Source organism: Pseudomonas piscis (genome assembly GCF_009380155.1).
GTDB lineage: Bacteria > Pseudomonadota > Gammaproteobacteria > Pseudomonadales > Pseudomonadaceae > Aquipseudomonas > Aquipseudomonas piscis.
The window spans coordinates 163,223-185,480 of record NZ_WHUV01000006.1 but is presented as its reverse complement, the minus strand read 5'-3'; the positions used below and the strand labels follow the sequence as shown (position 1 = coordinate 185,480).

19 protein-coding genes are annotated in these 22,258 nt (G+C 65.3%); 5 read left to right on the top strand and 14 right to left on the bottom strand.

Annotated features, from left to right (window positions below; genetic code table 11):
• The first annotated feature begins 1 nt into the window (after window position 1).
• Complete coding sequence (locus GDH07_RS28215) at window positions 2-1,027, top strand: SEL1-like repeat protein (RefSeq protein WP_085596255.1); 1,026 nt, start codon at window positions 2-4, stop codon at window positions 1,025-1,027.
• A gap of 42 nt (window positions 1,028-1,069) precedes the next feature.
• Here the strand turns inward: GDH07_RS28215 and GDH07_RS28210 are convergent, their stop codons facing one another.
• Genes GDH07_RS28210 through GDH07_RS28195 form a run of 4 tightly spaced genes read right to left on the bottom strand, consistent with a single transcriptional unit; the run spans window position 1,070 to window position 5,864 of the window.
• A complete protein-coding gene (locus GDH07_RS28210; RefSeq protein WP_152896685.1) occupies window positions 1,070-1,933 on the bottom strand; it encodes an efflux RND transporter periplasmic adaptor subunit in 864 nt (287 codons plus the stop codon).
• A 10-nt stretch (window positions 1,934-1,943) separates the two neighbouring features.
• Complete coding sequence (locus GDH07_RS28205) at window positions 1,944-2,144, bottom strand: DUF1656 domain-containing protein (protein ID WP_007930063.1); 201 nt, start codon at window positions 2,142-2,144, stop codon at window positions 1,944-1,946.
• Window positions 2,134-4,341, bottom strand: coding sequence for an FUSC family protein (locus GDH07_RS28200; protein WP_152896684.1), 2,208 nt, complete (start codon window positions 4,339-4,341; stop codon window positions 2,134-2,136). Before GDH07_RS28200 ends, GDH07_RS28205 begins: the two co-directional genes overlap by 11 nt.
• 11 nt (window positions 4,342-4,352) lie before the next feature.
• Window positions 4,353-5,864 (bottom strand): efflux transporter outer membrane subunit, encoded by a 1,512-nt coding sequence (locus GDH07_RS28195; RefSeq protein ID WP_343038127.1) that lies wholly within the window; start codon window positions 5,862-5,864, stop codon window positions 4,353-4,355.
• Window positions 5,865-6,136: 272 nt separating this feature from the next.
• Here GDH07_RS28195 and GDH07_RS28190 point away from each other — a divergent pair, with 272 nt between their 5' ends.
• The 3 genes from GDH07_RS28190 to GDH07_RS28180 all read left to right on the top strand — a co-directional run bounded on the left by GDH07_RS28190 (window position 6,137) and on the right by GDH07_RS28180 (window position 8,731).
• Window positions 6,137-7,105, top strand: a complete 969-nt coding sequence (locus GDH07_RS28190) for a LysR family transcriptional regulator (RefSeq protein ID WP_022642418.1) — start codon at window positions 6,137-6,139, stop codon at window positions 7,103-7,105.
• A 105-nt stretch (window positions 7,106-7,210) separates the two neighbouring features.
• A complete protein-coding gene (locus GDH07_RS28185; protein ID WP_152896683.1) occupies window positions 7,211-8,188 on the top strand; it encodes a 2-hydroxyacid dehydrogenase in 978 nt (325 codons plus the stop codon).
• A gap of 174 nt (window positions 8,189-8,362) precedes the next feature.
• A complete protein-coding gene (locus GDH07_RS28180) occupies window positions 8,363-8,731 on the top strand; it encodes a hypothetical protein (protein WP_143494538.1) in 369 nt (122 codons plus the stop codon).
• 54 nt (window positions 8,732-8,785) lie between these two features.
• Here the strand turns inward: GDH07_RS28180 and GDH07_RS28175 are convergent, their stop codons facing one another.
• Window positions 8,786-9,685 (bottom strand): DMT family transporter, encoded by a 900-nt coding sequence (locus GDH07_RS28175; RefSeq protein WP_152896682.1) that lies wholly within the window; start codon window positions 9,683-9,685, stop codon window positions 8,786-8,788.
• A 154-nt stretch (window positions 9,686-9,839) separates the two neighbouring features.
• Between GDH07_RS28175 and GDH07_RS28170 the strand changes: the two genes are divergently transcribed.
• The gene (locus GDH07_RS28170; RefSeq protein WP_152896681.1) at window positions 9,840-10,715 is read left to right on the top strand and encodes a helix-turn-helix domain-containing protein; all 876 of its coding nucleotides are present in this window, start codon (window positions 9,840-9,842) and stop codon (window positions 10,713-10,715) included.
• A gap of 8 nt (window positions 10,716-10,723) precedes the next feature.
• On the opposite strand, the gene GDH07_RS28165 is transcribed toward GDH07_RS28170, so the two are convergent.
• The 9 genes from GDH07_RS28165 to GDH07_RS28125 all read right to left on the bottom strand — a co-directional run bounded on the left by GDH07_RS28165 (window position 10,724) and on the right by GDH07_RS28125 (window position 22,245).
• On the bottom strand, window positions 10,724-11,788 hold the full coding sequence (locus GDH07_RS28165) for a WD40 repeat domain-containing protein (protein ID WP_152896680.1): 1,065 nt from the start codon (window positions 11,786-11,788) through the stop codon (window positions 10,724-10,726).
• Entirely contained in the window at window positions 11,788-14,223 is a 2,436-nt protein-coding gene (locus tag GDH07_RS28160; protein WP_152896679.1) for a TonB-dependent siderophore receptor, read from the bottom strand. The genes GDH07_RS28165 and GDH07_RS28160 overlap by 1 nt, the downstream gene beginning before the upstream one ends.
• A gap of 312 nt (window positions 14,224-14,535) precedes the next feature.
• Window positions 14,536-16,239: a bifunctional metallophosphatase/5'-nucleotidase gene (locus GDH07_RS28155; RefSeq protein ID WP_053134222.1), complete on the bottom strand. Its 1,704-nt coding sequence runs from the start codon at window positions 16,237-16,239 to the stop codon at window positions 14,536-14,538.
• A 131-nt stretch (window positions 16,240-16,370) separates the two neighbouring features.
• Complete coding sequence (locus GDH07_RS28150) at window positions 16,371-17,012, bottom strand: MotA/TolQ/ExbB proton channel family protein (RefSeq protein ID WP_152896678.1); 642 nt, start codon at window positions 17,010-17,012, stop codon at window positions 16,371-16,373.
• A 28-nt stretch (window positions 17,013-17,040) separates the two neighbouring features.
• Entirely contained in the window at window positions 17,041-19,281 is a 2,241-nt protein-coding gene (locus GDH07_RS28145; RefSeq protein ID WP_343038124.1) for a TonB-dependent receptor family protein, read from the bottom strand.
• Window positions 19,282-19,323: 42 nt separating this feature from the next.
• Window positions 19,324-20,103 (bottom strand): energy transducer TonB family protein, encoded by a 780-nt coding sequence (locus tag GDH07_RS28140; protein WP_152896677.1) that lies wholly within the window; start codon window positions 20,101-20,103, stop codon window positions 19,324-19,326.
• A 4-nt stretch (window positions 20,104-20,107) separates the two neighbouring features.
• Entirely contained in the window at window positions 20,108-20,515 is a 408-nt protein-coding gene (locus GDH07_RS28135; RefSeq protein ID WP_152896676.1) for an ExbD/TolR family protein, read from the bottom strand.
• A 168-nt stretch (window positions 20,516-20,683) separates the two neighbouring features.
• Window positions 20,684-21,673 (bottom strand): FecR family protein, encoded by a 990-nt coding sequence (locus GDH07_RS28130; protein ID WP_343038123.1) that lies wholly within the window; start codon window positions 21,671-21,673, stop codon window positions 20,684-20,686.
• Complete coding sequence (locus GDH07_RS28125; RefSeq protein ID WP_022642392.1) at window positions 21,670-22,245, bottom strand: RNA polymerase sigma factor; 576 nt, start codon at window positions 22,243-22,245, stop codon at window positions 21,670-21,672. Before GDH07_RS28125 ends, GDH07_RS28130 begins: the two co-directional genes overlap by 4 nt.
• Window positions 22,246-22,258 lie beyond the last annotated feature (13 nt).

The window sequence follows — 22,258 nt, the reverse complement described above, 5'->3', positions numbered from 1 at the left end:
TTTGAAATTGCTCAAGGCATTGCCACTGATCTTGCTCGCCGTACTGGCCGCATGCTCTCCCGAAACCCCGCAACCTGCCGCGCCCAAGGTCCCGGACCTGAATGACAGCCTGCCCAAGCTGAGCTTGCAGACCCTGCTGCCGCAGGTACCCGACACCCAGGACTGCAACCGCCAGATGGACAGCGATGTGCTCTACGGCATCGGCATGGCGCACTTCAACGACAACGACTATCCGGCGGCCAAGAGCTGCCTGGTACTGGCCGCCCCCGAGCAGCACCGGGCGTTCTGCTATTTGTCGATGATCGCCGAACAGGAAAGCGACGCCAGCGATGCCACGCCCAACCGCCAGTCGTTCGACTACCTGGCCTACGCCGCCAGCCAGAACGATTGGTGCGCCGAATACGGGCTGTACCAGGTGTACCGTTTCGGCCGCAAGGGCATGACCGCGGACCGGGCCCTGGCCCAGCGCTGGCTGGAACGCTCGGCCCAGCACGGCTATCCGGTGTCGCAACAGGCCCTGGTCCAGATCCACGAGGAACAAGGTGACCTGGCAAGCGCCTATGCCTGGTCGAAGATCATCGACGACCGCAATGCCAGCGGTGAGCGCGAAGCACTCAAGGCACGCCTGAGCCCCGAGCAACTGCTGGCCGCCGAGCAGCACTACAACCAGTTGTTGGGCCAGGTCACCAGCAAGGATGCGATGTACGCCCAAGCCCGGGAAGAAGATATCGGCCGCTACTCGGCCACCATCCAGCAGGCCTACCCGGACACTTTCCGTGGCATGGCCAGCCAGGAACGCCGGGATTTCGTCCGCCAGGCCATGCTCAAGGGCATCGACCTGCCGTACATCCACAACCGCCGCCAGATCACCAGCTACATGGTCATCAGCCGTCGGGCGCAGCTCAAGCAAGCCAACGCCGACGTGCTGCAGAACAAGCAGATCGTCGCCCTTCTGGGCAACGACGACCTGACGGTGGCGCAGATCCTGGACAAGGCCCAGGTCATCCTCGACAAGCACTACAAGTAGCGCACTCCCGCGCCAGCCGCTGTTTCGCCGGCGGCTGGCGGCTCAGTCCTGCGGGTCTTGGCGGACCACCACGGTGCAGGTGATGCCCGCCGCCAGCAGCACGCCCTCGGGCACCTCGTCGATATGGATGCGTACCGGCACCCGCTGGGCCAGGCGTACCCAGTTGAAGGTCGGGTTGACGTCGGCGATCAGCTCGCGGCTCTCGGGGTTGTCACGGTCGTAGATCCCCCGGGAAATGCTTTCCACATGGCCCTTGAGTACCTGGCCGCTCATCAACTGCATGTCGGCTTTATCGCCCACGCGCACGTGGGGCAGCTTGGTTTCCTCGAAGAAGCCGTAGACCCAGAACGAATTCATGTCCACCACCGCCATCTTCGGTTCACCGACGCGCGCATAGTCGCCACGGTGCACGTTGAGGTTGGTGACGTAGCCGTCCACCGCCGCCCGTACCTGGGTGCGCGCCAGGTTGAGTTCGGCGGCTTCCAGCTGGGCCTGGGCGTGTTGGTAGTCGGCCAGGGCCGAGTCGGCGATGTTGCCGGCGTCGTCGCGGTTTTCCTTGGAGATCACCAGGCTGTCCAGGTCGGCGCGGCGCCGGGCGTTGACCTTGCGCATCTCCCAGGTGGCCTTTTTCGAGGCCACCAGCGATTGCGCCTGCTTGACCGCGATCTGGTAGTGCTCGGGGTCGATCTGCATCAGCAAGTCGCCCTTGTGCACCAGCTGGTTGTCCTTGACCGGTACGTCCACCACCTCGCCGGTGACGTCGGCGGCGACATTGATGACGTCGGCGCGCACTCGTCCATCGCGGGTCCAGGGGGTGTACATGTAGTGCTCCCACAGGGTACGGCCGATCCACAGGGCCAGGGCCAGCACGAGCAGGGTGGCGAGCAGGCTGAAGAACTTTTTCATTGCGGGGGTCTCAACGGTAGACAGTGAGCGCCATGGCGCCGAACAGACAGCAGAACAGGCTCAGGCGCAGCAGCGCCGGGTGCCAGAAGAAGCGATACAGGTCATAACCGGAGATGAACCGGTCCAGGGCCCAGGCCAGGGCCGCGGCGATGAAGAACATCAGGGTCATGGTCGGCATGTAAACGCCATGGAAGGCGATTTCACGAGGCATGTGCAGGTCCTTGGGGTGCAGGCACCGCCGGCTTGGCCACGGCATAGGCCGCCAGCGGCGATTGCGGGTCGAGCAATGAAGTACGGATGAAATGCAGGTAGCTCTTCACCCGGCGCAGGGCCGAGGTGTCGAAGTGCGGGGCGAAGGGTTCGTCGGTGGCCTGGACCCGGCTGATGGCATGGTCCACGGCGATCAGCCCGCGCTCCAGGTTGCTCTGGCTAGGCTGCAGGAACAGCCGCACCAGGGAACGGCCCATGACCCGGATCGCCTGGCGCCAGGGCTGGGATTCGGCATAGGCCGGGTGCACCGGGAGGATCGCCTGCTCCTTGCGCAGCTCGATGATGGCGTGGCCGACCTCCAGCACCACGAACATCCAGCGCAGCAGCTCGCTCTGCACCTTGGGCTGGCCCACCGCCAGGCCATAGGCCTGGTGCAGCAGGTCGCGAGTGCGGCTTTCGAAGCTCGACGCCAGGCCCTTGAGCTTGCCGCTGATGGCATACACCACCTGGCCGCGCAGGTCCTGCTCCAGGCGGCGCCACAGCCAGCGGCTGTTGGGCGGCAGGATGATCGCCCCGGCCGCGGCGCAGACCAGCATGCCCATGACCATGGCGATGTAGTCATTGATGAAGGTGTAGGGGTTGTAGATCGTCAGGTTGTCCGGCACCGAGCCGGTGCTGAAGAAGATCAGCAAGCCCAGGCCGACCCCGGCGTACTTGGGCCGCGAGGCCAGGAACGAGCCCAGCACGATCACTGGCGCCAAGGTCAGGCACAGCAGCGGGAAGCCGTCGAGCCAGGGGAACACGAAGAACATCTCGACGAACCCCACCACGGCGCCGATGAAGGTGCCGCAGGCCATCTGGAACGCCATGCGCTTGGGGTTGGGGGTGGCGGCCGACAGGCCGATGGTGGCGGCTGCGATCAGGGTCATGGTGGCGCCACTGGGCCAGGCGGTGGCGACCCAGTAGCTGCCCAGCACCACCAGGACGAAGGCGGCGCGAATCCCCGAGGCGGCCGAGGCCAGCCAGTTGGTCTGCGGGGTGTAGGGTTCGTCCCAGCGCTCGCGCTCATGGCTGTGCTCGGCCAGGGAGGCGTGGGTCTGGGCGTAGCTGTGCAGTTCGTCGACGAAGCGGTACAGCAGCTCGTAGGCGGTATGGAAATCCAGCTGTTCGGCATCGCTGGGGGCGGTTTCCTGGAACGCCGCGCGCAGGCTGCGCACCCGTGCCGGCAGCTCGCCTTTATAAACCGCCAGCGCCGTGGCCAGGCGGGCCGCGTCGGGGCTGGTCAGGGCCCGGCCGGAGAACCCGTCCAGCAGCTCAGCCAGGTCGTAGAGCCCAGGCTTGATCGCCGCCACGACGTGATCGGCACCGCTGCTGCGCAGGCGCTCGAGCAACTGGTGCAGGGCGTTGAAGCGCGTGGTGATGCCCATGAACTCGCTGTTCAAGCGGCTCAGGCGACCGTTGCGCCGACGCATGTGCGGGTCTTCGAACACGGTGACGCTGCGCAGCCCTTCCAGGCCCACCGCCTCGGCGATGAAGCGCACGTTGCTGCTTTCAAAAATGTCGCGCTGGCTGCGCCCGCGCAGGCCATCGGTGACGAACATCGCAAACACCCCGAAGCGCTGGTACAGGGCGTTGCGCATGGCGGCACTGGCGGTCTGCGGCAGGATCGCGGCGCTGACCAGGGTCGAGCAGAGAATCCCCAAGGAGATCTCCAGCACCCGCCAGACCGCCGCCATGAAGGCGCCTTCCGGGTGGGCCAGGGCCGGCAGGCCGACCATGGCCGCGGTGTAGCCGGCGAGGACGAAGCCATAGGCGCGGAAGTTGCGATAGCGCGCAGCGCCAGCCGAGCAGATACCGACCCAGATCGCCAGCGAGCCCAGGAACAGCTCGGTGTTCTGGGCGAACAAGGCGATCAGCGCCACCATCACCGCCGAGCCGGCCAGGGTGCCGAGGAAGCGATAGAAGCTCTTGGCGAACACCTGGCCACTCTGCGGCTGCATGACGATGAACACGGTGATCATCGCCGTGCGCGGCTGCGGCAACTCCAGGCGCATGGCCAGCCACAGGGTGAGGAACGCCGCCGCCAGCACCTTGAAGATATAGACCCAGGTCACGCCATCGCTGCGTGCCCAGTCGAAGAAACCCCGGCGCCACTCAAGGGAATACAGCCAGCGCAAGGGTGCGGGCAAGGAAGTCATCGAAACCTGCTTCAGTGATCAAAGACGGCCAGGGCCGCCGGGGTCTTGGGCGCTTGGATCTGTTTGTCGGAGGGCGCGTCGCGACCGGCTTGCAGGCCACCGCCCAGGGCGGTCACCAGGTCGGCCTGGGCGCTCAGGCGCGCGGCCTGGACTTGCTGCTGCACTTGTTGCTGATGGAACAGCAGGGTCTGGGCATTGAGCACATTGAGGTAGTCGGTCAGGCCGCGCTGGAACGCCACGGTGGCCAGGTCGTAGGTCTTCTGCGCGGCGGCCACCGACTCGGCGGCGAACGACTGCTGCTTGTCCATGGACTCGCGACGGATCAACTGGTCGGAAATGCCCTTGAGCGCATCCACCAGAGTCTGGTTGTACTTGGCCACGGCCAGGTCGTAGCCGGCCGAGGCTTCACCCAACTGCGAACGCAGGCGCCCGCCATCGAAGATCGGCAGGCTGATGGCCGGGCCGACGTTGTAGTTGAGCTTCTTGCCGGTGAGGAACTCCAGGGCCCCGCCGCCGGTGGCCATGAAGCCGATGCTGCCCACCAGGTCGACGTTGGGATAGAACCCGGCATGGGCCACATCGATGCCCCGGGCCTGGGCCGCCACCTGCCAACGGCTGGCCACCACGTCCGGGCGCTGGCCCAGGAGTTCGGCGGGCAGGGCCGAAGGCAGTTTCAGCGCGACGCCCAGGGCCAGGCTCGGCCGTTGCAATTGTGCACCCTCCCCGGGCCCCTTGCCGGCCAGGGCCGCCAGCTGGTTGCGGGCCAGGGCGATTTCTTCATCCAGGGCGTCGATCTGGCGATGGGTCTCCGGCAGTGGCGCCTCGGCCTGGCTCACCTCGAAATGCGTGCCGATGCCAGCGTCCAGGCGCCGTTGCGCCAGCTCGAGGATCTGTTGCTGCTGCTTGAGGGTAGCCAGGGCGATATCGCGCTGGGCGAAGTGCAGGGACAGCTGGATATAGCTGCGCACCACGTTGTTCACCAGCTCCAACTGGGCCAGGCGGGCCTCGGCCACGCTCATGTGGGCCAGGTCCACGGCGCGCTCGGTGGCGTTGCTTTCCCGGCCCCACAGGTCCAGCGCATAACTGAAACCCAGGGCGGCGTTGTTGTCCCAGGTGGTGCTGTTGGATAGCGCCCCGGGGCCGTAGAACGGGTCGGTGGGCCAGTTGTGGCGCTTGAGGGTGGCGTCGCCCTTGACCTGCAGCGACTCGGCCGACTCGGCGATACCGGCCATGGCCTTGGCCTGGCGCACCCGGGCGGCGGCCATGGCCATGCTCGGGCTGCCTTGTATGGCCAGGTCGATCCAACGGTTCAGCTGCGGGTCGCCATAGGCCTGCCACCACTGGGCACTGGGCCAGTGGGCATCCCGCGCGGCGCTCTGGATCGCCTCGTCGGTGGCCAATGTATTAGCGGGAAGTGTCTTGCCTTGTGGGGCAATGCCTCCGGTTCCGATGCAGCCGCTGATTGCTAACGATAAAGCCCAAACACTGAGGGTCTTGAACCCTCTGCTGATGCGACGCGGCACTGCTGCGAATTCCTGAGATCGAGGGGGAAGGCAAATCTCTCGCAGGTGCCGGCAGGCCAACGGTCCAGGCCCGGATATCGGGTCGGACGGCGCTTCGTCGGCAAGGCTCCTGCGGATCGGCGCAATTCTAGGGGGCGGTCGGTTCGGCGATAAGCTGGGATTCCTGTGAATCTTTGTTACCGTAAACGCGATAATCCCTTGGTCGTATCCCCAGACGCCTGTAAAAACAGAAACTTCGTGTCACAATTTGCAATCTCCTTTGAGAGCACCCCATGGACACCTTGCAAAACATGCGTGCCTTCAGTTGTGTCGCCGAAGCCGGCAGCTTCACCGCCGCTGCCGTGCAACTGGACACCACCACGGCCAACGTCTCGCGTGCCGTCTCCAATCTCGAGGCGCACCTGCAAACCCGCTTGCTCAACCGCACCACCCGACGTATCGCCCTGACCGAGGCCGGCAAGCGCTACCTACTGCGCTGCGAGCAGATCCTGGCCTACGTCGAGGAAGCCGAGGCCGAGGCCAGCGATGCCCATGCCCGTCCCGCCGGCCAGTTGAAAGTCCACACCATGACCGGCATCGGCCAGCACTTCGTGATCGACGCCATCGCCCGCTATCGCAAGTCGCACCCGGACGTGACCTTCGACCTGACCATGGCCAACCGCGTGCCGGACCTGCTGGACGAGGGCTACGACGTGTCCATCGTCCTGGCCAGCGAGCTGCCCGATTCGGGGTTCGTGTCCCAGCGCCTGGGGATCACCTACAGCATCGTCTGCGCCTCGCCAGCCTACGTGAAGGCCCACGGCTGCCCGCAGAAGCCCAGCGACCTGCTGCACCATGCCTGCCTGCGCCTGGTGAGTCCGGTGATTCCCCTGGAGAAGTGGGCCTTCGACGGTCCGGAAGGCCAGGAGATGGTCACCATCAACAGCTCGCCGTTCCTGGTGAACTCGGCCGACGCCATGAAGGCCGCGATCATCAGCGGCATGGGCATCGGCGTGCTGCCGGTGTACGCCGCCATCGAGGCCTTGCGCAACGGCACCCTGGTGCGGGTCATGCCCAAGTACCGCTCCCAGGAGCTGAACCTCTACGCCATCTACCCCTCGCGCCAGTACCTGGACGCCAAGATCAAGACCTGGGTCGAGTACCTGCGCGGTTCGTTGCCCGAGATCCTCGCCGCGAACCAGACCGAGCTGGCGTCCTATGAGCTGAGCGGCACCCTGGCCAGCGCCCGCTCCGGGCATTGAACAACCGGTCCCTGGCGCGGGGGCCAGGCCAGAAAAAGCCCATGGAACGGGCTGTTTGATGTTAGCGTGCCAAGCATTTTCCCCCGCCTGACGAGCCGCTTCGCGATGAAAAAGACCGTACTAGCCTTCAGCCGCATCACTGCCCAGATGACCGAACGCCTGCAACAGGACTTCGAAGTCATAGTGCCCAATCCCAAGCAGGGGGATATCGCCGCCCAATTCAACGAAGCCCTGCCCCGGGCCCACGGCCTGATCGGCGTCGGCCGCAAGCTGGGGCGCGCGCAGCTGGAACACGCGACGCAGCTGGAAGTGGTGTCAAGCATCTCGGTGGGCTACGACAACTACGACCTGGACTACTTCAACGAACGCGGGCTGATGCTCACCAACACCCCCGATGTGCTCACCGAAAGCACCGCCGACCTGGCCTTCGCCCTGCTCATGGGCAGTGCGCGCCGGGTCGCCGAGCTGGACGCCTGGACCAAGGCCGGGCAGTGGCAGGCCAGCGTCGGCCCGGCGTTGTTCGGCTGCGATGTGCATGGCAAGACCCTGGGGATAGTCGGCATGGGCAATATCGGCGCGGCCATCGCCCGCCGCGGTCGCCTGGGCTTCGGCATGCCGATCCTCTATAGCGGCAACAGCCGCAAGAGCGCCCTGGAACAGGAGCTGGGGGCGCAGTACCGCAGCCTCGAGCAGTTGCTGGCCGAGGCCGACTTCGTCTGCCTGGTGGTGCCGCTGAGCGAGCAGACCCGGCACCTGATCGGCCAGCGCGAACTGGCGCTGATGAAGCCCAGCGCGATCCTGGTGAACATTTCCCGTGGCCCGGTAGTGGACGAGCCGGCGTTGGTCCAAGCCCTGCAAAGCGGCCAGATCCGCGGTGCCGGCCTGGACGTGTACGAGAAGGAACCGCTGGCGCAATCGCCGCTGTTCCAATTGTCCAACGCCCTGACCCTGCCCCATGTTGGCTCGGCCACCACCGAGACCCGCGACGCCATGGCCGAGCGCGCCATGAGCAACCTGCGCAGCGCCCTGCTGGGCCAGCGCCCCCAGGACCTGGTCAACCCGCAGGTGTGGAAGGCCCAGTAACAGCCGGTAAACGATACCCCCGGCCCACTTCGCGCCCACAACCGCATAGCCAGGCACAGCCGGCGGGCGATGAACGAAAACCTGCGCCACCAGTCAGATGGCCAAGCCCGCTTGGCCAACCTGCCCTGCCAAGGCAATGCCCGCAGGCTGGCCACTGTCTCAGAGAGATCCTGCATGAAGTTGAAGTATCTACTCCTGGCCCCGGCGTTCTTCCTCGCGGCCTGCGATCAGCAATCACCAGCACAGGCGACCAGCCCCACGGCCAAATCGCCGCTGATAGTGGCCCTGGAGTCCATGGGCAGCCACTTCCAGCAAGAACCCAGCAACGTGATGGTGAATCAGAAAGTCACCGGCGAGTCCCCGACCGAGGCGGTGGTCGAGATCGAGGAGTCAGGGTTGCTGGATGACTCGGTGTTCGCGCAAAAGACAATATTCAACCTGTCCATCGAGAACGAGCGCTGGACCGTGACCGACAAGACGACCCAGGTGAAATGCTACCCAGGCCGGGGCCATCAGGACTATGGGTCCGATCCTTGCCAGTAACGCTCCCACCGACGTGATCGCCCTCCGCCGGCAGCGACAGGCCGGCGTGGAGAATCAGGCCAGCTTCCCGGGAATTGCCGCCAAGGCCCTGGGTTTGCGAAACACCAGCACGTTGCCCAGCATCACCAGCACCAGGCCGGCCAGGGCCGGGGCGGTCCACTGGTAGCCTTCCACCACCGCCGAGACGTTCAGCGCCACCACCGGGAACAACACCGTGCAATAGGCCGCCCGCTCCGGTCCCATGCGCCCCACCAGGGTCAGGTAGGCGGTGAAGCCGATCACCGAGCCGGGAATCACCAGGTACAGCAGCGAGCCGATATAGCGCGTGCTCCACTCCACATCGAAGGCGATGCCCTGGGCCAGGCAGTACAGCGCCAGCATCGTCGCCCCGTAGGCCATGCCCCAGGCATTGGTGGTCATGGGCTTGAGCCCGGCCTTCTGCTGCAGGCTGGAGAGCATGTTGCCGGCCGAGAAACACAGGGTGCCCAACAGGCCCAGCCCCAGGCCGAGCAGGGTTTGCGGGCTGGCGCTATGCCCTACCAGCTCCGGCCAGAACAGCAGCCCCAGCCCCAGCAGGCCCAGGCCGCCACCGAACAGCACGTTGCGGGCGATCTTCTGGCCGAAGAACACCCGCGCATTGAGGGCGTTCCACAAGGTCGCGGTGGAGAACACCACCGCCACCAGGCCAGTGGGCACCCACTGGCTGGCATGCAGGAAACACATGAAGTTGAGGCAGAACAGGCACAGGCCCTGGGCCAGGCAGATCAGGTGGGCGCGGCGGTTCATCGCCTGCAGCTTGCCGCTGACCAGGAGCAGGACGAACAGCACCAGGGCCGCCAGAGCGAAGCGATAGACGATGGATACCGGAATCGCCACCACGCCCAACTGCAGCTTCAGGGCGATCCAGGTGGTGCCCCAGATCAGCACGGTCAACAAGTACAACGACAGGTTCATGGCACGGCTCCTCGTATAAGGAACACAGTCTCGCGCCCGGAACCCGGCCTGCGCTTGCACAAACTTGCGGTTTTTATCGGCAACCGGCTGGCAGCCCGGACACGACGGAGTAGGATGCGCAACATCGGCACACGAACCTCGCGATTCGACCATCATGTCCGCACTGGATAGCCTGCAAGTCTTCCAAGCCCTGAACCGCTCGCCCAACGCGCGCCTGGAGCACAGCGCCGAACTGGGCGACGGCTTGTGGGCGGCCATGTGGAGCAACCATCACGACGCCCAGGAATATGCCGCGCCGAGCCACCACACCCTGTCCTGCTACATCGCCGGCGGCACCGGTACCTTCCGCCGCGACCGGCCCGGGACCATGGGCGGCCCGGGCAAGCTGTGCATCCTGCCCGCCGAGCACCAGTCGGCCTGGGTGATCAATGGCGACATTCGCCTGGCCCACGTGTACTTCAGCCCACAGCAGTTCGCCCTGGGTTGCGTCACCTTGCTGGACCGCGAACCCCGGGAGATGCAACTGCGCGAGAGCGTGTTCCTCGACGACCCGCAGCAGACCCGGCACTTCCAGCAACTGATCCGCTTGAACTGGAACGAGCCCGGCGAACGCTTGCTGACCAGCAGCCTGGCCCACGAAATGCTCGGCCACGCCTTGCTCAACCAGGCCGGCCTGCGCCAGGGCCTGCGCCTCAAGGGCGGCCTGGCCGCCCACCAACGGCGCCTGCTGGCGGACTACATCGACAGCCAGCTCGACACGCCCCTGAGCCTGGGCCAACTGGCCGGCTTGTGCGCCCTCTCCGAGTACCACTTCGCGCGGATGTTCCGTGAAAGCTTCGGCCTGCCGCCGCACCAATATGTGCTGGCCCGGCGCCTGGAGCGGGCGCGCCTGCTGTTGCGCAGCAGCGCCCGGCCCCTGGGGGACATCGCCCTGGCCTGCGGCTTCGCCAGCGCCAGCCACTTCACCAACCGCTTCCGCCAGGCCCTGGGCGGCACCCCGGGCGAATACCGCCAGGCCTTCGCCGGCTGACCCTGGCCTCAGGGCGCCAGGGTCAGGACGCTGAAGGTATTGGCGTGGAACAACGGATCCGCCTTCGGCTCACCCGGGACCGACGCCGGCTGGGTGAAGTCCATCGCCGCCAGGTAGACCTTCCGGCTACGCGGGTCGAACGCCATGTTATAGGCCATGGGTTGGGTGCTGACGCTGCCCAGCGCCTGATAGTGGTCGGCATCGAGCTGGGCGATCAGGCTGAGGTTGGCGTCCACCCCGCTGGCCACCAGCACCCGGCGGGACTGCGGGTCGTAGGCCAGGGCATTGACGTCCCGGGTGATCGGCAGGCTGGCCTTGAGCGCGCCGTTGTCGCGATCGAGCACCAGCAACCGTGGGCGCTCACCACGACAGGCGACGAACAACCGCGAACGCTGTTCATCCTGGGCCAGGGCACTGGGTCGCTGGCAATCGGGATACTGCCAGCGATCCAGGACCTCGAAGCTGCTGGACGACAGCCGCGCCAGCACGCCTTCGTCGCGCATCGGCAAGAAGAAGCTGCCATCGCCCTTGAGCAGCAGCGGGTCGATCTTCTTCACCGCCAGGTCATGGGCGGCGACGATCCGCTCCTGCTGCGGATCGAAGACGAACAGCGTCGAGCGATCGGCCCGACGCCCGCTGACGATGATCACCTGGCCGGTTTTCGGCTCGTACACCGCGCTGTTGAGGTTGCTCTGGGTCACGACGATGCGCTTGAGCGGCTTGAGTGTGGACAACTGCACCACGCCCAGGCTGCCATCGGTGTTGAGCACCAGTAGCCGGTCCAGTTCGGGCACGAACACCACGCCATTGGCCCCCGCCGACTGCTCCAGGGTCCGCAGCGGGCGCTGCTTGTCCACATCGAACACACTCAGGCCGTTGTCGCGCCGGGCCAGGAACAGGTACGGCCGGACCGGGTCCAGGGCGATGAACCCCCAGCTCGAACCGGCGCCCGGCAACAGCGCCTGGTGCTCACGGTGATACAAGCGGGCATCGGCCGCCGCGCCCTCGGGCTGCGCCGCCAGGGCCAGGTGGCAGAACCCCAGGGCCAGGAACCACAGGTGACGGATCTTCATCAGAACTCCAGGGTGCTGGACAGCGACACTTGCCGTGAGTCGCCCAGGGAGACGAAGTACTTGCTCACCGACGAGGTGTAGTAGGTCTTGTCGAACAGGTTCTTCACGTTGAGCTGGAACTTGACCTTCTGCCCTTCGAGCTTGGTGTCGTAGGTGGCGAAGGCGTCGGCCACGGTGTAGCCCGGCAGGTCGAAGCTGTTGGGCGCATCGCCGGCGCGCTCGCCGACATAACGGGCACCGGCGCCGACCCGCAGGCGATCGCCGCCCAGCAGGCTGCCGAAGTCGTAGACCGCCGACAGCGAGCCGCTGTTCTTGGCCACGTTCTGCAATTGCTTGCCTTTGTACTTAGTGTCTTTGGTCACTTCGGCATCGGTGTAGGCATAGCTGCCGATCAGACTCCACTGGTCGCTGAGCTGGCCGGTCAGGTCCAGCTCCAGGCCCTTGGAATGCACCTCGCCGGCCACGCTGGTGACCGTCTCGGTCGCCGTGGCGGTGGACACCAGCACGTTGCGCTTGGTGATGTCGAACAGCGCCGCACTGGCGGTGATGCGCCCGGGAATATCGAGCTTGGCCCCCAGCTCCCAGGACTTGGCTTCTTCAGGCTCGATGGAGCCGTCCAGCACCGCGGTGCCACCGGCCAGCTGGGCGATGCTGGAGTTGGGCTTGAACGATTCGGTATAGCTGCCATAGAACGACAGCTGGTCGGTGTAGCGATACACCAGGCCGGCACGGGGCACGAACTTCTGCCCGTTGCTGTTGGTGTTGGCATGGAACGGCCGGCCCTTGCCGGCGTACTGGTCGTACTCCTGGAAGCGTCCACCGCCCACCAGGATCCACTGGTCGGTGAGGTGGATGGCGTCCTGGAAGAACAGCGAATCGCTGCGCAGCAGATCGGTCTGGTCGCTGTCCGGGGCGCTGACGTTGGTGCCCGCCACCTGCTGGCCATACACCGGGTTGCGGTAGTTGAAACTGGTGTTCTTGCCGCGAATCAGGTCGGCGCGATAGATCTTGCGGTACTCGTCGTCGAGGCCGAACACCAGGTCGTGCTGCATGCCGGCCAGCTGCACCTTGCCCTCGAGGCTGGCGGTGGCGTAGCGGTCGGTGGTCAGGGCGCCCTGGGTGCCGTCCATGGTCCGGGTCAGGGTGCCGTTGGCATTCACTGCGGTCAGGCGCACCTGGCTGGCGTCGTAGGTCTCGCGGTTCCAGCTGTAGCCGAAGTGGGCCTTCCAGTCGTCGCCGAGTTCGTGGTCGACCTCGAAGCGGTACAGGTCCGAGCGCCCTTCCATGTTGTTGAACGGCTCGTCCAGGCGCCGGGTGGCCGGGATGTCCAGTGGATGGTTGGTCTTGGGATCGATGGCCGTGCCACGGTCGAACGGGGTCAGGAACTCGCGATGCTCGTAGGCCAGCAGGACCTTGGTGCGCTCGCCATACCAGGCCAGGGACGGCGCCACCAGGGATTCGCGATGGGTGCCGAAGTTGCGCCAGTAATCTTCGTCCTCATGATCGACGATCAAGCGATAGGCCAACCCGGAATCGCCGATCGGCCCGGTGGTGTCGAGACTGCCGCCGCTGCCGTTCTTGCCCGAGCCGTAGGTCGAGCCGCGCACGGTCAGCGCGGTGGATTGCTGCAGTTCGGGCTTCTTGCTGACCACGTTGATCACCCCACCCGGGTCCTGGATGCCGTAGAGCAGCGATGACGGCCCCTTGAGCACTTCGACCCGCTCGGCCGTGGCGTTCAGGGCGCGGCCCTGCACCACCGGCATGCTGTCGCGCATGATCGAGCCGTTGCGGTTGTCGCCAAAACCCCGCAGCAGCACCGCATCCTGGGTGCCGCCCAGAGTGTTGGTCTGGGTGATGCCGCTGACGTTCTTCAGCGCGTCGTCCAGGTTGCGCGGGGTCTGGTCCTTCAGGACCTGGGCCGGGACCACGTTGATGATCTGCGGGATTTCCTGGTTCAGCGCCTGGCTGCGCGCCACCGAGGTGGTGGCCGGCGGCTGGTAGCTGGTGCTGTCGTCGGCGCCCACGGCGGTGACACTGGTGGCGCCCAGGTTCAAGGCTGCGCCCTGGGGCAATGGCTCGAGGACCAGGGTATGGGCATCGCTGCGCCGGTAGCTGAAGCCGGAGTTGCCAAGCAGGCGCTGCACGGCCTGCTCGGCGCTGAATTGGCCATTGAGCGCCGGGGCCTTGAGGCCATAGGGCGCCTCGGAGGTGTAGACCACGCTGATACCGGTGACCCGGGTGAAATCACTCAGGGCCTGGGGCAGTGGCTTGGCCGCGATGGCGAAATTGAACAGCGTGCTGTGCTGGGCACTGCCGGATTCGGCCGCCAGGGCCACGCCCAGAGGCAGCAATGCCAACCCCGACACCATCAGCGCGGATGCGCCGAACCAACGTTTTACCGAAGCGTTTGCCGCCGAATTTGCCCTGGACTTCATGCTTGAGACTCGTGTGTAGGAGCACATTGAATGCGAATTGATCGCACTTTCAAGCACTACACGGATGTCGAGGGCAAAGACCTCAGCAATTTTTTGAAAATATTTTCAGCCGCGCTGGAGTGAGTCGACGAGCGGACCTGGCAAGCCGGATCTACGGCCGCTGCGCGACCGGGCGCAGCCTGCGGCAGCGGCTACACGAAGCGAGCGAACGCACGCACCTGTAGCCGCTGCTGAGCCTGCGAAGCTGCGACAAGGTCCGCAGGATCTTCGGCGCCCGATCGGCGGCCGCTGCGCAGCGGCCGCCCGGACACCTCAGTTGCTGCGCTGGATCCTTCCTGCGCTGGTGGCGGAGCCGGCCGGCTTGCCCTGGTGCTCCATGTCCTTGAGGTACTGCAACATGGCGTCCAGGTCGCTGATGCCCAGGTCGCTGCGCTGGGTGCCGTCCTTGAACAGGCTGAAGCGATCACCGCCCTCGCCCAGGAAGGCGTTCATCACCACCCGGTAACGGGCATCGGCACGCAGCGGCTGGCCATCCAGGCGCAAGCTGCCCGGCACCACGCGATCCCCCACCGGGCGCTTGGCGTCCCAGCGGTAGCTGAAGCCCCGGGAGACCTGGAGGATGTTGGCATCGTCCGTACCCTTCCACTGCTGGTTGAGCACCTGTTGCAACTGCCGGCCGGTGAGGTCGAAGGCAACCAGGGCGTTGTTGAAGGGTTGCAAGGTCGCCAGTTGCCCGTAGTTGAGCTTGGCCTGCCCGGGCTCCAGGGCCAGGTCGCTGCGAATGCCGCCGGTGTTCATGAAGGCGATCTTCGCGCCATTGGCCTGGCCGGCGGCCAGGTGGGCATCGGCGATCAGGTCGCCCAGGGGCATTTCCCCGGCGCCATCGGCGCGTCGGGTGATGGACGGGGCGCCAATCGCCGCCACCGGGCTGAGCAGCACCTCATTGCTGCGCGCCTCGACGTCGCGCTGCAACCGGGCCAGGGCCGGGTCCTGTGGATAACGCGCCGGGTCGGCCAGCAGGTTGACTGCCTTGATGTCCGTGACCCGGTGTTGGCCCGGGGTCACTTGCAGGGTCAGGTGGGTCAGCAGGTGACCATAGGAATTGCCCTGAGTCACCAGCAGCGAACCGACCTTGCACAGGTAGCCCTGGTGCGAATGGGCGCTGACCAGCACGTCCACCGCCGGGTCGAGGCGCTTGGCCACGTCGATGATGTCGCCGCCAAGTTGCGAGCAGTCGGGCTTGTCGAACGGCTCGGGGGTCGCGCCGCCCTGGTGCACCACGGCGATGATGGCGTTGGCGCCCTGGGCCTTGAGCTCGGGAATCAGTTTATTGATGGAATCGGCTTCATCCGCCACTTGCAGGCCACGCATGCCCTTGGCGCTGACCATCGCCGCCACGTCGCGCAGTACCGCGCCGACGAAGGCCACCTTGACCCCGCGTACCTCCTCGATGCGATAGGCCGGCAGCAACGGCTTGCCGGTGTCGCTGTCCATCAGGTTGGCGGCCAGGTAGGGAAAGCCGCTGCCTGCGTAGTCCGGGCGGAACTGGCAGGCCTTGTCCGGTCGTGGCGATTGGCAGCCACCGTTGACCTGGCGCAGGAACTCGGCCTTGCCCTGGTCCAGTTCGTGGTTGCCGATGGCGCTGAGCTTCAGGCCCATCTGGCGCAGGGCGTCCAGGGTCGGCTCGTCGGCCCACATGGCCGACAGCGGCGGGCTACCGCCCACCAGGTCACCGGCGCCGATGAACAACAGCTGTGGATCTTCCTGGCGTAGTTGGCCGAGCATGCCGCCGAGAGTGGCGATGCCGCCGGCCTGGAGCTTGCGCACGCCACCGGGGGCGGTTGGGTCCTTGAAGCTGAAGGGGTTGGCCTGCAGGTTACCGTGCAGGTCGTTGATGGCGACGATATTCACCGCCACCGGTTGCGGTTCGTGGGAGACCGAGTTGCAACCGGCCAGGGTGGCCAGGGCCAGGGTCAGCGCACCCAGCAACAAGGGTACGGGACGAAGACGCGACATTGAAAAGTCCTTGTATTGTCGGCAAGAAAAAGCCGCTGGCGCAGGCGGCGCGGCGAGCCTGGCGGACGCTGTGGGAGCGCCCGCCCGGTCATCGCCCGCGGCCTTGGGCAGCGGCTACGGCGCGTAGCTTATCAGGCAGGTTGCAGGGTGCCATGCACCGCTTGCGCCGCCGGGGCTTTCAGGGCTGTGCCCATGCCGGCGCGCAGCAGCAGGATCTTCAGGTGGTCGGTGATGCGTTCGACCCGATCCTGGAAGTGGTTGTGGAAGATCATGCTGCCCAGGGCGATGGCGATCCCCAGTGCCGTGGCGTACAACGCGGTGCCGATACCCTTGGAGACCTCGCCCGGGTCGGAGACACCGGTCTCGGCCAGGGCCTTGAAGGTGTCGATGATCCCCAGGATGGTCCCCAGCAAGCCCAGCAACGGCGCCGCGGTGACCACGGTTTCCAGCAGCCACAGGCCATGCATCAGCTTGCTGCGGGTGGCGATGTAGATCGACTCGCTGAGGTCTTCCAGGTCCTTGTGGCTGGCCAGTCCCTGCTTGTGGGCGAACAGCTCGGCGACCATCTCCAGCGGCAGGCTGTTGCGCTCGCGCAGCTGCGCCGGCAAGTCGTCGACGCTGTGCATCTTCGGGTTGAGCACGGTCTCCAGTTTCTTTGCCTGGCGCAGGCTGAAGCTGAAGTAGATGCCCCGCTCCACCGCGATGAAGGAGGCGATCGCGGCCGCACCGTACATGGTGTAGAAGGTGATGTCGTGCAGCAGATTCATGTCCATCGTCATGTCCTCTTGTACCTGAAACGAATCAGAACGCAGCTTCCAGGGAGACCATCGCGGTCCGCTCCTCGCCGACGTTGTAGTAGGCGGTGCTCGGCGCCAGGCCATTGGTCCTCACCGAGTTGAACGACACGGTGCGGGTCGAGGCCAGGTATTCCTTGTCGAACACGTTGAGCATCGAGAAACGCAGGGTCGCGGACTTCAGCACCTTCTTGTCCACCGGCAGGTGGATACCGGCATTGAGGTCGAACACGGTGCGCCCGGAGATCTTCTCGTCGTTGGTCAGGTCGCCGTAGAAGGCGCCGACGTACTTGCCGACGACGTTGCCGTAGTAGCGCGAGTCGTCGTAGCCCAGGCTCAGGTTGAACATGTTCTCCGGCACGTTGGCCAGTTGCTTGCCGGAGGTCGGCAGCAGCACGTTCTTGTTGGTCAGGTCGTCCATCTGCTCGGACTTGGTGTAGGTGTACGAGGCGTAGTAGTTGAAGTTGTGCGGCAGCAGCCCGCTCCACTCCAGCTCCAGGCCGCGGTTCTTCACCTCGCCGACGTTGGCCACCACGTAGTCGCCATTGACGTCGGTGGTGGAGATCTGCCGGTCCTTGAAGGTGATGTAGAACAGCGTCGCGCTCAGGGCCATGTTGTCTTCGCTGTAGCGCCAGCCCAACTCCTGGTTCCAGCTCAACTCGGGTTTCAGGCTGATGGCATCGCCCTTGTTGTAGAGCACGTAGTTGGGTGGCGTGCGCATGTTGCGAGTGACGTTGTAGAACGCCTGGTTGTTCGGATCGATCTGGTACTTGGCGTTGAAGCTGGGCAGGAACTGGTGATAGCGGGCATTACGCTTTTCCGGCTTGTCGGTCAGGCTGCCGAGGTTGTTGCCGTCACGCTCCACATGCTGGTACGCCAGGGCCCCGGTCAGGGTCAGGTCCGGGGTCGCCTGCCAGGTGTCTTGCACCCAGAGCTTCTGTGCCGGGGTCACGGTGTACTGGTGCCGGCCCTGGACCGTGGCGCCATTGCGATCCACCAGTTGGTCGGAACCGTTGTAGTCGCCCCAGACGTTCTCCGGCGCGCCATTGCCCTTGATGCCGATGAAGGGCTGGGTCTGGCGCTGGCGGGCGCGCTCGTACCAGTAGCCGAAGTCCAGGCTGTGCTCTTCGTTGAGGTCCCACTTGAGCTTGGTGGTCATCCCCGGGCGCCAGGTCTCGGTCCAGGAGGGCCGGTAGTAGCTGCCGGCGGGCAGGCCCGTCAGGTCATAGTTGCCAGCCTTGCTGGAGGAACTGGACAAGGTAGTGGCAGTCTGGCCGCTGAAGCTGCCGCCGTTGGACCACACGTAGTACGGGTTGAAGGTCAGGCTCAGGTCGTCACGCAGCTGGAAGCGCTGGGTCACCGAAGCCGTCAGGCTTTCGAAGGGGTTGCGGTTGAGCTTGTAGGACTGGGACACGCTGCCGTTCTTGAACACGGTGCTTTCCGAGTAGTCCACGCGCCGGCCCTGGTTCTGGAACTGGGCCTTGCTGACGCTGTTGTAGTTGTAGTTCTCCTGCTTGTTGTACTTGAAGATGGCGTTGGTGGAGTTGCCGTTGCCGTCTTCGAACAGGGTGTTCCACTCGATCTTGTCGGCACGCAAGGTGCCCTTGCCCTTCCACTTGTCGCCTTCGGTGTGGGAGGCCGAGACCCAGGTCTTGAAGCCGCCCAGGTCGCCGGTGTTCAGCCGGGCGAAGGATTTGCGCAGGTTGTTCGAACCCACCGATTGCTTGACGAACACGCCGAAGTCCTTGGTCGGGCGTATGGTCACCAGGCCGATGTTGCCACCGCTGGAACCGATGTGCGGACCGTCGGCCTCGGACGAGCCTTGGGTGACGAACACTTCGCTGAAGTTTTCCGAATCGCCCATCAGGTTCGGATAGATGGAGTAGTCACCCGAGTCGTTGATCGGGAAACCATCGGAAGAAAGGCCCACCTGGTCGGAGTTCATCCCGCGCATGGTGAAGCTGGTGCCGCTCAGGCCCGTGGCATCGGTGCTGGAGACGTTGATCCCCGGAGTGTACTTGAGCTTGTCCACGGCGTTGGCGGTGGGCGCCATCTGGTCCATGGCTTCCTTGGTCACGGTGGAACGCGCCTTGGCGCTTTCTTCCTTGATCATGTGGCCATTGCCCAGGGACTGTTTGCCGGCAACGTTCACCGCACCGACGTCCACGGTATCGTCGGCCAGAACCAATGGCGCAAAACTGCCCAGGCCCGATGCCAGAAGCAGGGCATAAAGTTTATTGATCTTCACGGGTCAATCCCTTGCTTACAACTTTCGTTAATAGGTGATGGGTTATTCCACGTTGTAGCTAAAGGTCGCGGTGAACCGTTGCTTGTTCTTGCCCGAGAAGGCGTCCGCCGGGAACGGCGAGACTTTTTCCACGCGGCGCAAACTGGTTTGCGCGGCACGGTTGAGCAACATGTTCGGCGCCTTGTTTTCGATGCCACTGTCGAGCACGTTGCCGGCCCGATCGACTTCCAGCCAGATCACCACATCGCCCTGGGGACGCTGCAACGAGGCCTCGCGGCCGCTGGGGTATTGCTTGTGCTTTTCCAGTTCCTTGCGCAAAGCGGCGGTGTACAGGCTTTCCTTGATGGCACTGGCCGGCGCCGCGGGTGCTGGAGCCGGTGCTGGGGCCGGTGTCGCCACCGGGGGTCTTGGCGCCTCGGCCACGATGGGCTGCGGCGCCGGGGTGCTCTTGGCCACTTGTGCCGGGGCCGGTTTAGGCGCCACGGGCTTGGCTGGCTCGGGCTTGGCCACCAGCGGCTTGGGTACCACGGGCTTGGGCTTGACCACCGGCTTGGGCTTGGGCGGCTCGATCACCAGGGGCTCTTCATCCGGCACCACCACCGGCGGCTCGGGCTCGAGGGGCAACGGCTCCGGCTCGGGCGGTGGCGGCTCGGCCACGGCCAATAGTTCGCTGGCATCCACCAGGGCCACTTCCACGGTGCTTTCGTCGTACACCGGCGTGATCTGCAATCGCTGCAACTGGCTGCTGTAGATCACCAGCAACAGAAGGCCGGCCGGCAGCAGGCATGCCAGCAGCTTGCGGGTTCGATAGAGACTGAACATGGCGTCAGGACTTGCGCGTGGCGATGGAGACGGACGAGAAACCATTGCCCTTGAGCAGGTCCATCACCGCTACCAGGCGCTTGACCTCCACGCCCTGGTCGCTGTTGATGATGATCACCAGCTTTTCGCTGCCGGTATTGAGCATCTTGAGTTGCGCCAGCAGGGCACCTTCATCCAGGTCCTGGCCATCGAGTTGCAGGCGCTCCTGCAGGCCCAGGGTGATGACCGCCTTGTTTTGCGGTTTCAACTGTTGCGCGGTACTGGCGACCGGCAACTGCGTCTTGATCCCCACGGCCGGGATCACGTTGAGACTGATGAGTACGAAGAACACCAAGAGAAACATCATCACATCGATCATCGGGATGATTTCGATATGGGCTTTTTTCTTTTTAGCTACATCCCAGCTGCGCATCGACTTGCTCCTGCTTCAGCCATCCCTCCCCTACGAGAGCTGAATCACAACCCTCTCCGATCCTGACCATGTGCTCAGGAATGCGCAGATCATCCGCGCCTCGTGTAACGGTTTAGTGACAGAACGAAGTGATATCGATGAATGTTCGGGAGCTCTGGAACAGGCTTCTCAGCGCAGGACGAGCAGCCTGCCGAACATCTTGTGCTGGCGAAAACCCAGCACTGCCTGCAGGGAGTCGAGGACCGCTTGCGGGTCCTTGCTGGAGAAGCTGCCGCTGACTCGGCGCTGGGCCAATTGCGAGTCGAGCAACAGGATGCGCCCCGGGAAATAACGCCGCAGGTCCGCGACCACCTCGGCCAATGGTGCGTGGTAGTAGTTCAGCCAACCCTGGCGCCAGGCCAGTTGCGCTTCGCTGTCGGTCCCATGCAACGGCGCGGCCTGGCCCTGGCCATAGGCCACTTGCTGGCCGGCGCCAAGCACTTGCTGGGGCGCGCCCTCGGCCGGCGTGACCCCGACCCGCCCGGACAGCACCGTGACCTGGGCGCCCTGGGGTTGCAGGCGCACTTCGAACTGGGTGCCCAGGACCCGGGCCTCGCCTTGCTCGGCGCTCACCACGAAAGACTCGCCGGTATGACTGACCTGGAAGAACGCGGCGCCACGGCGCAGTTGGACGTGCCGCTGGCCATGGCTGAAGTCCACGGCGATGGCGCTGTCGGCGTCCAGGGTCACTTGGCTGGCATCGGCCAGGGTCACGGTGCGCACCTGGCCCGGGGCCGACACGTAGTCGGCGCCCAGGTCGTCGACCCAGCGCCCCGGCTGCCACCCGGCGCCCAGGGTCACGGCCAGCAACAAGCTGGCAGCCAGCGCCAGGCCCACCGACCAGCGGCGCCGGGCCCGCCCCCTGGCCCCGTCCATCTGCCGCAGCAAGCCTTGCAGGGCCTGGTCCTCTTCGGCGGCCAGGGTCCGCGCCGGCTGCTCGCTCAACTCCCATAGCACCTGGACCTGGGCATAGGCTTCGACATGGGCCGGGTCGGCTTGCAGCCATTGGCTGAAAGTCGCCTGGTCGCCACTGCTGGGCTGGTCGTGGAGCAGGCTCAGCCAGGCCAGGGCGGCCTGTTCCTGAGCGGGCGTCGGGGTGACGGTGGAGCGCTGGTTCACGGGGCATTCCTTGGCGTACGCGTGGTCGAGGGCTCCCGCAGGCTGGCCTTGCAGGCTTCGAGGGCGCGCATCATATGTTTTTCCACGGCGCTTTGGGACAGGTCCATCGCCTTGGCGATCTCGGCGTACTTGCGCCCATGGATACGATTGAGCAGGAAGATCTGCCGGGTACGCTGGGGCAGGCCGCGCAAGGCCGCCTCCACATGGCGCAGATCGTTACCGGCCTCCAGCACGGCCTGGGGCTCGAGAGCGTGCTGGTCTTGCTGCTCCGGCACCCAGCCGGCGCTGACCCGGACTCGCGCTCCTTCGCTACGCAGGTGGTCGATGGCGATATTGCCGGCGCAGCGCAGCAGGTAGGTGCTCAGTTCCTCGACCTGGACCAGGGGCCGGCGCCAGAAGCGCAGGAACAACTCTTGCACCAGGTCCGCAGCGGTGGCCCGGCAACCGACCCGGCGACTGACCAGGGCCTCCATCTGCGCCCGCTGGGACAGGAACACCTGGAGAAAATGCGCACGAGTGCCCTGCGGGTCGGAGCGATCCAGCTCTGTGGGTTCCGGCGGCAGGATATTCATCGCAGGCGCAGCA

Bases quoted from the DNA above. Each gene is read 5' to 3' on its own strand.
- GDH07_RS28210 (WP_152896685.1), bottom strand. From the start codon at position 1,933: ATGAAAAAGTTCTTCAGCCTGCTCGCCACCCTGCTCGTGCTGGCCCTG.
- GDH07_RS28205 (WP_007930063.1), bottom strand. From the start codon at position 2,144: ATGCCTCGTGAAATCGCCTTCCATGGCGTTTACATGCCGACCATGACC.
- GDH07_RS28200 (WP_152896684.1), bottom strand. From the start codon at position 4,341: ATGACTTCCTTGCCCGCACCCTTGCGCTGGCTGTATTCCCTTGAGTGG.
- GDH07_RS28190 (WP_022642418.1), top strand. From the start codon at position 6,137: ATGGACACCTTGCAAAACATGCGTGCCTTCAGTTGTGTCGCCGAAGCC.
- GDH07_RS28185 (WP_152896683.1), top strand. From the start codon at position 7,211: ATGAAAAAGACCGTACTAGCCTTCAGCCGCATCACTGCCCAGATGACC.
- GDH07_RS28180 (WP_143494538.1), top strand. From the start codon at position 8,363: ATGAAGTTGAAGTATCTACTCCTGGCCCCGGCGTTCTTCCTCGCGGCC.
- GDH07_RS28175 (WP_152896682.1), bottom strand. From the start codon at position 9,685: ATGAACCTGTCGTTGTACTTGTTGACCGTGCTGATCTGGGGCACCACC.
- GDH07_RS28170 (WP_152896681.1), top strand. From the start codon at position 9,840: ATGTCCGCACTGGATAGCCTGCAAGTCTTCCAAGCCCTGAACCGCTCG.
- GDH07_RS28165 (WP_152896680.1), bottom strand. From the start codon at position 11,788: ATGAAGATCCGTCACCTGTGGTTCCTGGCCCTGGGGTTCTGCCACCTG.
- GDH07_RS28160 (WP_152896679.1), bottom strand. From the start codon at position 14,223: ATGAAGTCCAGGGCAAATTCGGCGGCAAACGCTTCGGTAAAACGTTGG.
- GDH07_RS28155 (WP_053134222.1), bottom strand. From the start codon at position 16,239: ATGTCGCGTCTTCGTCCCGTACCCTTGTTGCTGGGTGCGCTGACCCTG.
- GDH07_RS28150 (WP_152896678.1), bottom strand. From the start codon at position 17,012: ATGGACATGAATCTGCTGCACGACATCACCTTCTACACCATGTACGGT.
- GDH07_RS28140 (WP_152896677.1), bottom strand. From the start codon at position 20,103: ATGTTCAGTCTCTATCGAACCCGCAAGCTGCTGGCATGCCTGCTGCCG.
- GDH07_RS28135 (WP_152896676.1), bottom strand. From the start codon at position 20,515: ATGCGCAGCTGGGATGTAGCTAAAAAGAAAAAAGCCCATATCGAAATC.
- GDH07_RS28125 (WP_022642392.1), bottom strand. From the start codon at position 22,245: ATGAATATCCTGCCGCCGGAACCCACAGAGCTGGATCGCTCCGACCCG.